Here is a 13,246-nt window from a genome sequence, read left to right as displayed (position 1 = left end):
GTTGCTCGCGTCCACTGTGTTAGTTCTGAGGCAACGAACCGTTGCCGGCTTAGAGCTAAACAAGTAAAAAGTGTGCTTGTTCGCTCGAAACCATTAGGGTTTCGGTGGTTATAGCGTGAGGGAAACGCCCGGTTACATTTCGAACCCGGAAGCTAAGCCTCACAGCGCCGATGGTACTGCAGGGGGGACCCTGTGGGAGAGTAGGACGCCGCCGAACAATCTTTGGAAGGACCCCTGGTCCCCAGCGTTCACGCTGGGGACCAGGGGTCCTTTTGTTTTTCCAGGAAGCGCCGGGTAGCCGGCTGCGCGAGAATGACTTGCGGTACCGAAGACAGGAGTCACCCATGTCCACCAACTCTCCCGACGATCGACCGGAACGCGACCAGCGGCGACGGGACAGTGGGGACCGCGGAGACCGGGGCGAGCGCGGAGGCTTCCGCAGCGACCGCGGTGACCGTGGCGGCTTCCGTCGTGACAACGATCGTCCCGCTGCCGGCCGACGCGACGACAACCGAGGTGGCGGCGCGGGGCGCCCCAGCGGTGGTGGCGGTTACGCACGGCGTGATGACCGGCCGACGGAGCGTCGCAGCGACGGCCGTGGGGACCGCGGTGGCTTCGTCCGGCGTGACGACAGGCGCGACGACCGGCCGGCTGCCGGCCGTCGTGATGACAACCGCGGCGGTCAGGGTGATCGGGGTTCTCGCCCGGCGTTCCAGCGTGACGACCGGGACCGTGGGCCGCGTAGGGATGACCGTGGTGAGCGGCCGCCTTTCCGTCGCGACGACCGCGGTGACCGTGGTGAGCGGCCTCCCTTCCGTCGTGACGACCGCGGTGACCGTGGTGAGCGGCCTCCCTTCCGTCGTGACGACCGTGGTGACCGTCCCGCGTCCCGGCGTGACGACCGTCCGACGGAGCGTCGCAGCGACGACCGGCGCGACGACCGCGGAGACCGTGGCGGCTTCGTCCGGCGTGACGACCGTGGGGACCGCGGTGGCTTCGTCCGGCGTGACGACCGCGATCGCGGGCCGCGTAGGGATGACCGTGGTGAGCGGCCGCCTTTCCGTCGTGACGACCGTGGTGACCGTGGTGAGCGGCCTCCCTTCCGGCGTGACGACCGCGGTGACCGTCCCGCGTTCCGCCGTGACGACCGCCGTGACGACCGTCCGACGGAGCGTCGCAGCGACGACCGGCGTGACGACCGCCGTAGCGACGACCGTGGGGACCGCGGTGGCTTCGTCCGGCGTGACGACCGGGACCGTGGGCCGCGTAGGGATGACCGTGGTGAGCGGCCGCCTTTCCGTCGTGACGACCGTGGTGAGCGGCCTCCCTTCCGGCGTGACGACCGCGGTGACCGTCCCGCGTTCCGCCGTGACGACCGCCGTGACGACCGCCGTGACGACCGTCCGACGGAGCGTCGCAGCGACGACCGGCGTGACGACCGCCGCAGCGACGACCGTGGGGACCGCGGCGGCTTCGTCCGGCGTGAGGACAGTCGTGGTGGCGAGCGTGGCGGGGATCGCGGTGGGTTCCGGGGACGGGACGACCGCGGTGGTCGGCCCGGAGGGTTCCAGGGGCGTGACGACCGGGGCGGGCGGCCCGGTGGCTTCCGTGGTCGTGACGACCGTGGTGGGCGCGACGACCGTCGGGACGACCGGCGTGGCGGGCGGCCCGGCGGTGGCTACCAGGGACGTGACGACCGGGATCGCGACCGGGAGCCGATCAAGCGGCTGCCGATCCCCGAGGACGTCACCGGCGACGAGATCGACAAGGACGTACGGCAGGAGCTGCAGAGCCTGCCCAAGGGGCTGGCGGAGGACGTCGCCAAGAACCTGGTGATGGTCGCGCGGCTCATCGACGAGGAGCCCGATAACGCCTACGCCTACTCGAAGGTGGCGCTGCGGCTCGCGTCGCGCGTCGCCGCCGTACGCGAGGCGGCCGGATTCGCGGCGTACGCCACGCAGAGGTACAGCGAGGCGCTGGCCGAGTTCCGTGCCGCCCGGCGCATGACCGGGTCCGTGGAACTCTGGCCGGTCATGGCCGACTGCGAGCGCGGGCTCGGGCGGCCGGAGAAGGCGCTGGAGATGGCCGGCGCGCCCGACGTGCACAAGCTCGACAAGGCCGGGCAGGTCGAGATGCGGCTCGTCGCGGCCGGTGCCCGGCGCGACATGGACCAGCTGGACGCGGCCATCGTGACGCTCCAGAGCCCGGAGCTGGCGTCGAACTCGGTGCAGCCGTGGACCGCGCGGCTGCGGTACGCGTACGCCGACGCGCTCCTCGCGGCCGGTCGTAAGGGCGAGGCGCGGGAGTGGTTCGCGAAGGCTGTCGAGGCCGACCGCGACAGCAGCACCGACGCCTCGGACCGGCTGGCCGAGCTGGACGGCGTGGAGTTCGTCGACGCGATGACCGAGGACGGCGACGACGAGGTCGCCGTCGAGGTCGAGGTCGAGGTTGAGCAGCCGGTCGAGGGCAAGGCCGACGACCAGGACTGACGTGCGTGAGTGAGGGAAAGGGGCTCGGCTCCGGTGTCATACCGGTGCCGAGCCCCTTTTTCGTTCTCCGTCGTTGTCCCCGTCAGGGTTCCGGGTCAGAGGTCCAGGGCGCGCAGGACCAGGCCCGAGGCCGGTTTCGGGCCGAACGACGTCGACTTGCGGGGCATGGTGACGCCCTGGCGGGCGAGGTCGCGGACGACCTCCTCGCGGACCGGGTGCAGCAGTACGGCCGTACCGGCGTCTCGTTCGGCCTTCTCGATCGTGGCGGCCGTGTCGTGGATGTAGGCGATGCGGGTCGGATCGTCCTCGGGGATGTGCCACACCTGGTCCAGGAGCGTGGCGTGCAGGACGGTCGCGTCCAGGGCGCGCCAGGCCTGCGGACGGTCGGCGGGGACCGTGCGGGCGAGGAGGGCCGGGTCCGGGTGGTCCAGGAGGTGGAAGGCACCGTCGCCGGCCAGCAGGAAGGCGTTGCCCTCGGCGCTCGCGTCCGCGAGGGCGTCGAGGGCCCGGTCCAGGGGCACCTCCAGACGCCGGACGCGGAACAGGCCCTCGACCGCGGTCAGCGCCTCCGCGACGGGAAGGCCGTGCAGGAGGCGGTGGATGGCGCGGACGCGCAGGGGATAGCGGGCGGTGTCGACCAGGAGGACCAGGCCATCGTCCCAGGGGCTGGGGGAGCCGTGTTCCGCGCGTAGCCGCAGGTACGTCGCCCAGCGGTGGTGGCCGTCGGCGATGAGGGCCTGGTTGCGGGCGAGGTCGGCCTGGACGCGGGCCACCTCGGCCGGGTCGGTGATCGACCAGAGGCGGTGGCTGAAGCCGTCCTCCGTGGTCGTCGACAGGAGAGGGTCCTGGCCGGCGGAGTGCTCGATGATCTCCGCCGCGGTGCCGTCGCCGCGGTAGGTGAGGAGCAGGGGTTCGAGGTTGGCCCGGGTGGCCCGCATGAGGGCCGCGCGGTCGGCGACGATGTGCGGCATCACGTCCTCGTGGGGGAGGACGACGCCGGCCGCGGGCTCGGAGACCCGCAGGGTGCCGATGAGGCCCCGCTGGAGCATGCCGTCGGCGTGCCGCTGCTCGTACACGTACAGGGCGGGTACCGGGTCGGTCGTGAGGACGCCCTCGTCGAGCCAGCGGCGGAGGGTGTCGGCGGCCTGCTCGTTGCGGGCGCTGGGCGTGGTCGCCTGAGGGAGGATCAGCCGGACGATGTTGTACGGGTCCGCGTCCTGGAGGTGGTGCAGGCCGTCGGGGCGGACCACGACGTCGTACGGCGGGGAGGTGACGGCGGCGAGACTTCCGACCCGGTCGGGGTCGTAGCGCAGGCCTCGGAACGGGGTGAGTTCCAGGCCTCGGGGCGCCGTCGCTTCCGAGTGACCTGCTGAGTTCATCCCGGCATCGTACGTGTGTCAGTGGCATGCGGGATGATCGGGGAAAGCGATCGAACGAGGAGCGATGTGGAATGAGCCGGAGCGTCAGGACGAGGCCCGAGGGCAGTGGGCAGCCCCTGAGCGAGGCGTACGACACGGCGCTGCTCGACCTGGACGGCGTGGTGTACGCGGGGGGCAACGCGATCGTGCACGCCGTCGAGTCGCTGGCGGTCGCGCGCGAAGGCGGCATGCGGCTCGCGTACGTCACGAACAACGCGCTGCGCACGCCCGACGCCGTGGCGGAGCACCTCACCGAGCTGGGCATACCGACCGGCGCGGATGACGTCATCACCTCGGCGCAGGCGGTGGCCCGGCTGATCAGTGAGCAGGTGCCGGCGGGTGCGCGGGTGCTCGTGATCGGTGGCGAGGGGCTGCGGGTCGCGCTGCGCGAGCGCGGGCTCGAGCCCGTCGAGTCGGCGGACGACGATCCGGCGGCCGTGGTGCAGGGGTACGGCGGGCCCGACCTGCCGTGGGGGCGGTTCGCCGAGGCGTCGTACGCCGTCGCGCGCGGGGTGCCGTGGTTCGCGTCCAACACCGACCTGACCATTCCGAGCGGGCGGGGGATCGCGCCGGGGAACGGCGCGGCGGTGCAGGTCGTGCGGATCGCCACCGGTGCCGAGCCGCAGGTCGCGGGCAAGCCGCTGCCGCCCATGCACCGGGAGACGATCCTGCGGACGGGCGCCGAGCGGCCGTTGGTGGTCGGTGACCGGCTGGACACCGACATCGAGGGCGCGTTCAACGGCGGGGTGGACTCGCTGCTCGTGCTGACCGGGGTAACCGACGGCGCACTGCTCCTCGCGGCCCCGCCGCAGCACCGGCCGACGTATGTGGACGCCGATCTGCGCGGCATGCTGACCGGGCAGCCGGAGGTGGTGCAGGAGGGCGGTGGCTTCCGGTGCGGAGGATGGACAGCGTCGGCGGGCGCGGCGGAAGTCCGCCCAGGAGAGCGCGGTCCCGTGTCGGGGAGGCTGGAACTCGACGGTGACGGCGCCGCCCTGGACGGGCTGCGGGCGCTGTGCGCGGCGGCCTGGACCGCGGCGGGCGAGGGATCGTGCGGCCTGGACGGGGGGAAGGCGCTGGCCCGGCTGGGGCTGTGAGTCCGGCGGCGGGGGCCGCCGCGGTGACAGGGCTGGTCGTGCTGGTCGCCCGGCGGCGGTGAGGGGCGGGGCGTTGCCGTGACCATGGATCGGGGCCGAATAGCAGGGTAGGCTAACCTAACTGCGTGTTGGTCGACAGTGTTCCCGAACAGCGCGCGGAGACAGCCCCCGCGCCCCCAACCCGCCGGGCGATACGTTCCCTCGGGTTGCTCGCTTCCCTCGTGGTCCTGCTGCTGGTGGCGCTGGCGAGCATCGCCATCGGCGCCAAGGAGCTGTCCCTCGACCAGGTGTGGCACGGGCTGTTCCAGGACACCGGGACGTACGGAGATGTCGTCGTCGGGGAGCGGGTGTCGCGGACCGTGCTCGGCCTGCTGGTCGGCGCCGCACTGGGGTTGTCCGGAACCGTGCTCCAGGCACTGACCCGCAATCCGCTCGCCGACCCCGGACTGCTCGGCATCAACGCGGGCGCCTCGGCCGCGGTGGTCACCGCCATCACCTACTTCGGCGTGACCAGCCTCAGCGGCTATGTGTGGTTCGCGTTCTTCGGCGCCGCGACGGTCGGTGCGCTGGTCTGGTTCCTGGGCGGCAGCCGGGGGGCCACGCCGGTGCGGCTCGCGCTCGCCGGGACCGCGCTCAGCGCCGCGCTCTTCGGCTACGTCCAGGCCGTGATGATCATGGACAAGGCGGCGCTGGCCCGGATGCGCTTCTGGACGGTCGGCTCGCTGACCTCGGCGACCGAGGACATGATCTGGCAGGTACTGCCCTTCCTCGCGGCCGGCACCCTCCTCGCGTTCGCCCTCGCCCGGCCGCTGAACGCCATGGCCATGGGCGACGACACCGCCAAGGCCCTCGGCGCGCATCTCAACCGCACCCGGGCGCTGTCCATGCTCGCCGCCACCGTGCTGTGCGGGGCCGCGACCGCCGCCTGCGGGCCGATCGTGTTCGTCGGCCTGATGGTCCCGCACGTCGTCCGCTCCTTCACCGGGCCCGACCTGCGCTGGATCATGCCGTACGCGGCGATCCTGTCGCCCGTGCTGCTGCTGGGCTCCGACGTGATCGGCCGGGTCGTCGCCCGCCCCTCGGAGGTCCAGGTCGGGATCATCACCGCGATCATCGGCGGCCCGGTCTTCATCTTTCTCGTACGACGGCGGAGGACGGCCCAGCTGTGAAGACCGCACCCAAGACCGCGCCGGAGCCCACGGGGACCGCGCCTGCCGCCACCCGAACCGGTGGAACCCGCCGTGCCCTGCGCACCCCCGGCGGGCTGTCCCTGCGGGTGGACCCGCGCGCTCTGATCGTCGTGGTCGTGCTGGCGCTGGCCGCGTGCGCCGCGAGCGTCGTGCTGATCGGCACCGGCGACTTTCCGATCTCCACCGGCGACGTACTGAAGACGCTCGTGGGCGAAGGCACCGAGGGCCAGGAGTTCATCGTCAACGACCTGCGGCTGCCGCGGGTGATCGTCGGTCTGCTGGTCGGCGCCGCGCTGGGGCTCGGCGGCGCGGTGTTCCAGGCCGTCTCCCGCAACCCGCTGGGCAGTCCGGACATTCTCGGGCTCGGCCAGGGAGCCACCGCCGGCGCGCTCGTCGTGATCGTCCTGATGTCCGGCTCCGCCAACCAGGTCGCCGTCGGAGCGCTCATCGGCGGACTGGTCACCGGCACCGCCATCTACCTGCTCGCCTGGAAGCGGGGCGTGCACGGCTACCGCCTGGTCCTCGTCGGCATCGGGGTGTCGGCGATCGCGACCGCGGTCAACGGCTACCTGATCACCAAGGCCGACCTCGTCGACGCCGCCCGCGCGGTCGTGTGGATGACCGGCTCGCTCGACGGCCGGGACTGGAAGCAGGTCTGGCCGCTGCTCGTCCTGTGCTGTGTGCTCGTCCCGCTCGTCCTCGCCAACGCGCGCGGCCTGCGGATGATGGAGATGGGCGACGACGTCTCCAACGCCCTCGGGGTGCGCGTGGAGCGCGTACGGCTGCTGCTGATGGTGTGCGCCGTCCTGCTCACCGCCTCCGCCACCGCCGCCGCGGGACCCGTGGCCTTCGTGGCGCTCACCGCGCCGCAGCTCGCCCGGCGCCTGACCCGCTCACCCGGACCGAACCTCGTGCCCGCCCTGTTCATGGGCGCCGCCCTCCTGGTGACCGCCGACTGGGCCGCGCAGCGCCTGTTCGGTGACGGACAGCTGCCCGTCGGCGTGGTCACCGGCGTCCTCGGCGGGGTCTACCTGCTGTGGCTGCTGGTCACCGAGCGCAAGGCGGGCCGGATATGAGCACCGCCACCACCCGTGTCAGCCGCGGGCTGAACAACCGAAGGAGCACCGTGAACCGCCTGTCCGCCGAGAACGTCACCCTCGCCTACGACCAGCGGGTCATCGCCGAACAGCTGTCGGTGGAGATACCCGACAACTCGTTCACCGTGATCGTCGGCCCCAACGCGTGCGGCAAGTCGACGCTCCTGCGGGCGCTGTCGCGGATGCTGAAGCCGAGCGAGGGCCGGGTGCTGCTCGACGGGCAGGTCATCCAGTCGATGCCCGCGAAGAAGGTCGCCCGGACGCTGGGTCTGCTGCCGCAGTCCTCGATCGCGCCCGACGGCATCACGGTCGCCGACCTGGTGGGCCGTGGCCGCTACCCGCACCAGGGCATCCTGCGCCAGTGGTCGACCGACGACGAGCGGGTCGTCCAGGAGTCCATGGCGCAGACCGGCGTGGCCGAACTCGCCGACCGGTACGTCGACGAGCTGTCCGGCGGTCAGCGCCAGCGCGTGTGGATCGCCATGGCCCTCGCCCAGCAGACCCCGCTGCTGCTCCTCGACGAGCCGACCACCTACCTCGACATCCAGCACCAGATCGACGTCCTGGACCTGTGCGCCGAGCTGCACGAGGAGCAGGGCCGCACCCTGGTCGCCGTCCTGCACGACCTCAACCACGCCGCCCGGTACGCCACCCACCTCATCGCGCTGAAGGAGGGCACGGTCATCGCGCAGGGCGCACCCGAGGACGTCGTCACGGCCGGTCTGGTCGAGGAGGTCTTCGGGCTGCGCTGCCAGGTCATCGACGACCCGGAGACAGGTACGCCGCTGGTGGTGCCGGCCGCGCGGAAGGCCCGCGCGCGCGTGCCGGTCACAGAATCCAGCTGACGGCCGGCCTCCTGACGGCCGAGGGGAAGCTTCAGAGGAGTTTCCTGAGCTGGAGCAGGTCCCTGATGCCCGCCTCCAGCCGCACCCGTCCCGACCCCCAGGCCTTCGCGAAGTTCAGCTCACCGTCGACCAGCGCGACCAGGTCGTCGCCGGTCATCCGCAGCCTGATGCCGGCCCGCTCGCGAGGAGGACCCTGCAAGGTGTCCCGCACCACGATCCGGCCGCCCGTCATCCGGCCGACGAACGTGACGTCCAGGTCGGTGATCCAGCAGCTCACCGAGCGGTCCAGGGTGGCGGCAGCCCGGACGTCCCCCTCGGCGCTGCCCATGTTCTCCGAGAGCTTCTCGAGTGCGGCGCGGCACTCCTCGATCGTGGCCATCGCGCTCGACGGTACCGCAGCGGTTCGGGGTAGCGTCGGGGCATGAGCGACACAGTTCCGCAGGCGGAGGCCGCGCCCCAGGAGCAGGAGTACGACCCCTCCGCTCCCGCCCCGCTCCAGGTGCCCCGTACGCCCACCGGCGACGCCGAGGTGGACGCCCACCTGGACCGGCTGGCGGACGCCGACCACCTCGCCACGGACGGACACCTGGAGGTGTACGAGGATGTACACCGGGGGCTGCGCGACGCGCTCACCGCGCTCGACGCCCGCCCGGGACCTCCGGTGCCCCCATCGACGTACAGCAAGTAGGAGCTGAACCGAACGTGGCAGGAGTCGCACGTCGCCGTCTGGACGCGGAGCTGGTGCGCCGCAAGCTCGCGCGCTCGCGTGAGCACGCCGGCCAGCTGATCGCCGCGGGGCGGGTCTCGGTCGGGAAGACCGTCGCCACCAAGCCCGCCACACAGGTGGAGACGGCGGCGGCGATCGTCGTCTCCGTCGACGACAGCGATCCCGACTACGTGTCGCGGGGCGGGCACAAACTCGCCGGTGCCCTGGAGGCGTTCGTGCCGCAGGGGCTCCTCGTCGAGGGGCGGCGGGCGCTGGACGCCGGCGCGTCCACCGGCGGATTCACCGATGTGCTGCTGCGCGCGGGCGCCTCGCACGTGGTCGCGGTCGACGTCGGCTACGGCCAACTGGCCTGGTCTCTCCAGAGCGATGAACGCGTCACCGTCAAGGACCGTACGAACGTACGCGAGTTGACGCTCGAAGCGATCGATGGGGAGCCAGTGGATCTTGTCGTGGGGGACTTGTCCTTCATCCCGCTCGGGCTGGTGCTGCCGGCCCTGGCACGGTGCACCAAGCCGGACGCGGACCTGGTGATGATGGTGAAGCCACAGTTCGAGGTGGGTAAGGAACGGCTGGGCAGCGGGGGTGTCGTGCGCAGTCCGCAGCTGCGCGCCGATGCGGTGCGGGGCGTTGCCCGCAAGGCGTGGGAACTGGGACTCGGCGTGAAGGGCGTCACCGCCAGTCCGCTGCCGGGACCCTCGGGCAACGTCGAGTACTTTCTGTGGCTCCGGGCCGGGGCGCCTGCCCTGGACCCGGCCGATGTTGACCGTGCAGTGGCGGAGGGGCCGCGTTGACACAGAACCGAGCTCGTACTGTTTTCCTCCTGGCCCACACCGGGCGGCCCGCCGCGATCCGCAGCGCGGAGCTGGTGGTGAAAGGGCTGCTGCGCGAGGGCATCGGGGTGCGCGTCCTGGAGTACGAGGCCGCCGACCTGCCCCTCCCGGAGGAGGTGGAGCTGGTCAGCGAGGCCACCCCGCAGTGCCTGGAGGGCTGCGAGCTGCTCATCGTCCTCGGCGGTGACGGGACCCTGCTGCGCGGCGCGGAGTTCGCGCGGGCGTCCGGGGTGCCGATGCTCGGCGTCAACCTCGGCAGTGTCGGCTTCCTGGCGGAGGCCGAGCGGGACGACCTCGACAAGGTCGTCGACCGGGTGGTGACGAGGTCGTACGAGGTCGAGGAGCGGATGACCGTCGACGTCGTCGTGCACCGTAACGGGGACATCGTGCACACGGACTGGGCGCTGAACGAGGCGGCCGTGCAGAAGGCCGGCGCGGAGAAGCTGCTCGAGGTGGTGCTGGAGATCGACGGGCGGCCGGTCACCGGGTTCGGCTGCGACGGGATCGTGCTGTCGACGCCGACCGGGTCCACCGCCTACGCGTTCTCCGCGGGCGGGCCCGTGGTGTGGCCCGAGGTCGAGGCGTTGCTGATGGTGCCGATCAGCGCGCACGCCCTGTTCGCCAAGCCGCTGGTGACCTCGCCGAACTCGGTGCTCGCGGTGGAACTGCTGCCGCACATTCCGCCGGGGGTCCTGTGGTGCGACGGCCGGCGGACCTTCGAGCTGCCGCCGGGAGCCCGGGTGGAGGTGCGCAGGGGCGCCGTGCCGGTGCGGCTGGCCCGGCTGCACCACGCGTCCTTCACCGACCGGCTGGTAGCCAAGTTCGCACTGCCCGTCTCGGGATGGCGCGGGGCCCGGCACTAGGGCCTCTCGTTTGGATCATGCCGGCGTCGCGGGGTCTGGCCGCGCGCACGGTGTCGGGGGAGGAAGGCCGGCTCGTCCGGTTGACGGGGTGCCTCGCACTTCCTCCCTCCGACCTCGTAAGGTCGTGTCCGTGTTGGAGGAGATGCGGATACGGTCGCTCGGAGTCATCGACGACGCTGTCGTCGAGCTGTCGCCAGGCTTCACCGCGGTCACGGGTGAGACGGGCGCGGGCAAGACCATGGTGGTCACCAGCCTCGGGCTGCTGCTGGGCGGGCGCGCCGACGCCGCGCTCGTGCGGCTCGGCGCCGACAAAGCGGTCGTGGAGGGGCGGATCACCGTGCCCGCGGGCACCTCGGTGGCCGCACGGGCCGAGGAGGCCGGGGCCGAACTCGACGACGGGGCGCTGCTGATCAGCCGTACCGTTTCCGCCGAGGGGCGGTCGCGGGCGCATGTCGGCGGGCGGAGTGTGCCCGTCGGGGTGCTCGCCGACCTCGCGGACGAGCTGGTGGCCGTGCACGGACAGACCGACCAGCAGGGGCTGCTGAAGTTGTCCCGGCAGCGGCAGGCGCTGGACCGGTACGCGGGCGACGCGGTCGCCGCGCCCCTCGCCAAGTACACGGAGGCCTACCGGCGGCTGCGGACCGTCTCCGGCCGGCTCGAAGAGATCACCACGCGCGCGCGTGAACGGGCCCAGGAGGCCGACATGCTGCGCTACGGCCTCGACGAGATCGCCGGCGTCGAGCCGCGCGCGGGCGAGGACACGGAGCTGGCGGAGGAGGCGGAGCGGCTCGGGCACGCGGAGGCGCTGTCCTCGGCCGCCACGGCCGCCCACGGGGCCCTGGCGGGCAACCCGGAGGACCCCGAGGGCATCGACGCCGCCACGCTCGTCGCGGGCGCCCAGCGGGCCCTGGAGGCCGTGCGGTCGCACGATCCGGCGCTGTCCGCGCTCGCCGACAGGATCGGCGAGATCGGGATCCTGCTCGGCGATGTCGCGGGGGAGCTGGCCGGCTACGCCGACGACCTCGACGCCGATCCGCTGCGGCTGGCGGCCGTCGAGGAGCGCAGGGCCGCGCTGACCGGGCTGACCCGGAAGTACGGCCAGGACGTCGACGCTGTCCTCGACTGGGCCGAACGCGGCGCCGAGCGGCTCGGCGAACTGGACGGCGACGACGAGCGGATCGGCGAGCTGACCGCCGAGCGCGACGCCCTGCGCGGCGAGCTGAGCGGGCTCGCGCAGGCGCTGACCGACGCGCGGACGGAGGCCGCCGAGCGGTTCGCCGCGGCCGTGACCGCCGAGCTGGCCTCGCTGGCGATGCCGCACGCGCGCGTGTCGTTCGAGATCCGGCAGACCGACGACCCGCTGGGCGTGGAGGTCGGCGGCCGCACCGTCGTCTACGGGCCGTCCGGCGCCGACGAGGTCGAGCTGTTGCTCGCCCCGCATCCGGGGGCTCCGCCGCGCCCCATCGCCAAGGGCGCGTCCGGCGGTGAGCTGTCGCGCGTGATGCTGGCCGTGGAGGTCGTGTTCGCGGGGACGGACCCGGTGCCGACGTACCTCTTCGACGAGGTCGACGCGGGCGTGGGCGGCAAGGCGGCGGTGGAGATCGGGCGGCGCCTGGCGCGGCTCGCGAAGACCGCGCAGGTCGTCGTCGTCACCCACCTGCCGCAGGTCGCCGCCTTCGCCGACCGGCAGTTGCTGGTCGAGAAGACCAACGACGGGTCCGTGACCCGGTCCGGCGTGAAGGTCCTGGAGGGCGAGGACCGCATTCGGGAGCTGTCCCGGATGCTCGCGGGCCAGGAGGACTCCGAGACGGCACGGGCCCACGCGGAGGAACTCCTGGAGACGGCACGCGCGGACGCGTGACGGCTTTCACCGGTTATCGGCGGTTAACGGGCGGAGAGGGCGGGACGGCGACCTGCGGGGTGGCCGTCCCGCCCTCTCCGCTTTCTAGAGTGGCCCGATGATCACACGAAGGAGCAGCAGCAGGAGTGCCGCGTTCGCCGTGGCGGCCTGCCTGGCGCGCGGGGGAGCGGCGGCCCTGCGCACGGCGGCGCCCGGTGGGCGGGCGCGCTGGGAACGGACGAACTTCGCCGGCCGGACCGTGGAGTTGTACGCCGGTCCGGCCGCCGTCCTCGCGGCCGTGGCCGGTGCGGCGCGGGTGCGCCCGGCGGTCGCCGGGGCCGTCCTCGCCGCCGGGGCCTGCGGGGCGTACGACGACCTCGTGGGCGCCGGTGATCCGCGGCGCGGCTTCCGGGCGCACCTGGGGGCGCTGCGGCAGGGCGAGGTCACCGGTGGGACCGTCAAGCTGGGCGGGATCTGCGCGGCGGGGCTGCTGGCCGGGGCCCTGCTGAAGGAGCGGCCGGTGGACAGGGTGCTCGCGGGTGTCGTGATCGCCGGGGCGGCGCACTTCGTCAACCTGGTGGACGTACGGCCCGGACGGGCCGCCGGTGCCGTCCTCGCGCTGGCCGCGCCGGGGCTGCTGCGGGCGGGGCCCGCCGGTGAACTGGCCGCCGTGGCGACGGGGGTCGCGGCGGCGGTGCTGCCCGACGACCTGGGGGAGCGCGCGATGCTCGGTGACACCGGGGCGCACGCCCTCGGCGCGCTGCTGGGCGCGGCTGTCGTGGTGGGGAATGGGCGCCCGGGGCTCGCGGCGCACGCGGCCGCGGTGGTGGGCGCGGCGGTGTGCGGGGAG

12 protein-coding genes, 1 rRNA gene and 1 pseudogene are annotated in these 13,246 nt (G+C 72.9%); 12 read left to right on the top strand and 2 right to left on the bottom strand.

Translation table 11 applies throughout. The annotated features are described in order from the left end of the window. Nucleotides 1-100 precede the first annotated feature (100 nt). From rrf to BZL64_RS40535, 3 genes and pseudogenes are all read left to right on the top strand, one after another. Nucleotides 101-217 (top strand): 5S ribosomal RNA (rrf, locus tag BZL64_RS08425). Nucleotides 218-854: 637 nt separating this feature from the next. Continuing rightward, nucleotides 855-1,451 (top strand): annotated as a pseudogene (locus BZL64_RS42345) (hypothetical protein); the annotation flags it as partial. Between the two features lie 276 nt (nt 1,452-1,727). Beyond that, nucleotides 1,728-2,489: a tetratricopeptide repeat protein gene (locus BZL64_RS40535; RefSeq protein ID WP_208639391.1), complete on the top strand. Its 762-nt coding sequence runs from the start codon at nt 1,728-1,730 to the stop codon at nt 2,487-2,489. A gap of 95 nt (nt 2,490-2,584) precedes the next feature. Here BZL64_RS40535 and BZL64_RS08415 read toward each other — a convergent pair whose 3' ends face one another. Then, nucleotides 2,585-3,868 carry a DUF1015 domain-containing protein gene (locus tag BZL64_RS08415; protein WP_086767661.1) on the bottom strand — a complete coding sequence of 428 codons (1,284 nt, stop codon included), beginning with the start codon at nt 3,866-3,868 and terminating at the stop codon, nt 2,585-2,587. A gap of 71 nt (nt 3,869-3,939) precedes the next feature. Between BZL64_RS08415 and BZL64_RS08410 the strand changes: the two genes are divergently transcribed. The 4 genes from BZL64_RS08410 to BZL64_RS08395 all read left to right on the top strand — a co-directional run bounded on the left by BZL64_RS08410 (nt 3,940) and on the right by BZL64_RS08395 (nt 8,136). Next, the gene (locus BZL64_RS08410; protein ID WP_086767659.1) at nt 3,940-5,004 is read left to right on the top strand and encodes an HAD-IIA family hydrolase; all 1,065 of its coding nucleotides are present in this window, start codon (nt 3,940-3,942) and stop codon (nt 5,002-5,004) included. 125 nt (nt 5,005-5,129) lie between these two features. Continuing rightward, nucleotides 5,130-6,173, top strand: a complete 1,044-nt coding sequence (locus BZL64_RS08405; RefSeq protein ID WP_086767657.1) for a FecCD family ABC transporter permease — start codon at nt 5,130-5,132, stop codon at nt 6,171-6,173. Between the two features lie 77 nt (nt 6,174-6,250). Then, nucleotides 6,251-7,270, top strand: coding sequence for a FecCD family ABC transporter permease (locus BZL64_RS08400; protein WP_244205257.1), 1,020 nt, complete (start codon nt 6,251-6,253; stop codon nt 7,268-7,270). Further along, nucleotides 7,267-8,136, top strand: coding sequence for an ABC transporter ATP-binding protein (locus BZL64_RS08395; RefSeq protein WP_086767653.1), 870 nt, complete (start codon nt 7,267-7,269; stop codon nt 8,134-8,136). The genes BZL64_RS08400 and BZL64_RS08395 overlap by 4 nt, the downstream gene beginning before the upstream one ends. A 31-nt stretch (nt 8,137-8,167) precedes the next feature. On the opposite strand, the gene BZL64_RS08390 is transcribed toward BZL64_RS08395, so the two are convergent. Beyond that, on the bottom strand, nt 8,168-8,515 hold the full coding sequence (locus tag BZL64_RS08390; RefSeq protein ID WP_086767651.1) for a sterol-binding protein: 348 nt from the start codon (nt 8,513-8,515) through the stop codon (nt 8,168-8,170). 42 nt (nt 8,516-8,557) lie between these two features. Between BZL64_RS08390 and BZL64_RS08385 the strand changes: the two genes are divergently transcribed. The 5 genes from BZL64_RS08385 to BZL64_RS39775 all read left to right on the top strand — a co-directional run. Continuing rightward, nucleotides 8,558-8,824, top strand: coding sequence for a hypothetical protein (locus tag BZL64_RS08385; RefSeq protein WP_086767649.1), 267 nt, complete (start codon nt 8,558-8,560; stop codon nt 8,822-8,824). A 14-nt stretch (nt 8,825-8,838) separates the two neighbouring features. After that, on the top strand, nt 8,839-9,654 hold the full coding sequence (locus tag BZL64_RS08380; protein ID WP_086767647.1) for a TlyA family RNA methyltransferase: 816 nt from the start codon (nt 8,839-8,841) through the stop codon (nt 9,652-9,654). Continuing rightward, a complete protein-coding gene (locus BZL64_RS08375) occupies nt 9,651-10,556 on the top strand; it encodes an NAD kinase (protein ID WP_086767645.1) in 906 nt (301 codons plus the stop codon). Before BZL64_RS08380 ends, BZL64_RS08375 begins: the two co-directional genes overlap by 4 nt. A gap of 142 nt (nt 10,557-10,698) precedes the next feature. Continuing rightward, nucleotides 10,699-12,417, top strand: coding sequence for a DNA repair protein RecN (gene recN / locus BZL64_RS08370; RefSeq protein WP_086767667.1), 1,719 nt, complete (start codon nt 10,699-10,701; stop codon nt 12,415-12,417). Nucleotides 12,418-12,514: 97 nt separating this feature from the next. Then, nucleotides 12,515-13,246: hypothetical protein (locus BZL64_RS39775; RefSeq protein ID WP_086767665.1), on the top strand; the 732-nt coding region annotated here is incomplete at its 3' end.

Source organism: Streptomyces bobili, assembly GCF_002154575.1.
Classification (GTDB): Bacteria; Actinomycetota; Actinomycetes; order Streptomycetales; family Streptomycetaceae; genus Streptomyces; species Streptomyces bobili.
Note: the sequence above shows the minus strand (reverse complement) of the source record. Positions and strands in the feature narration are given on the sequence as shown.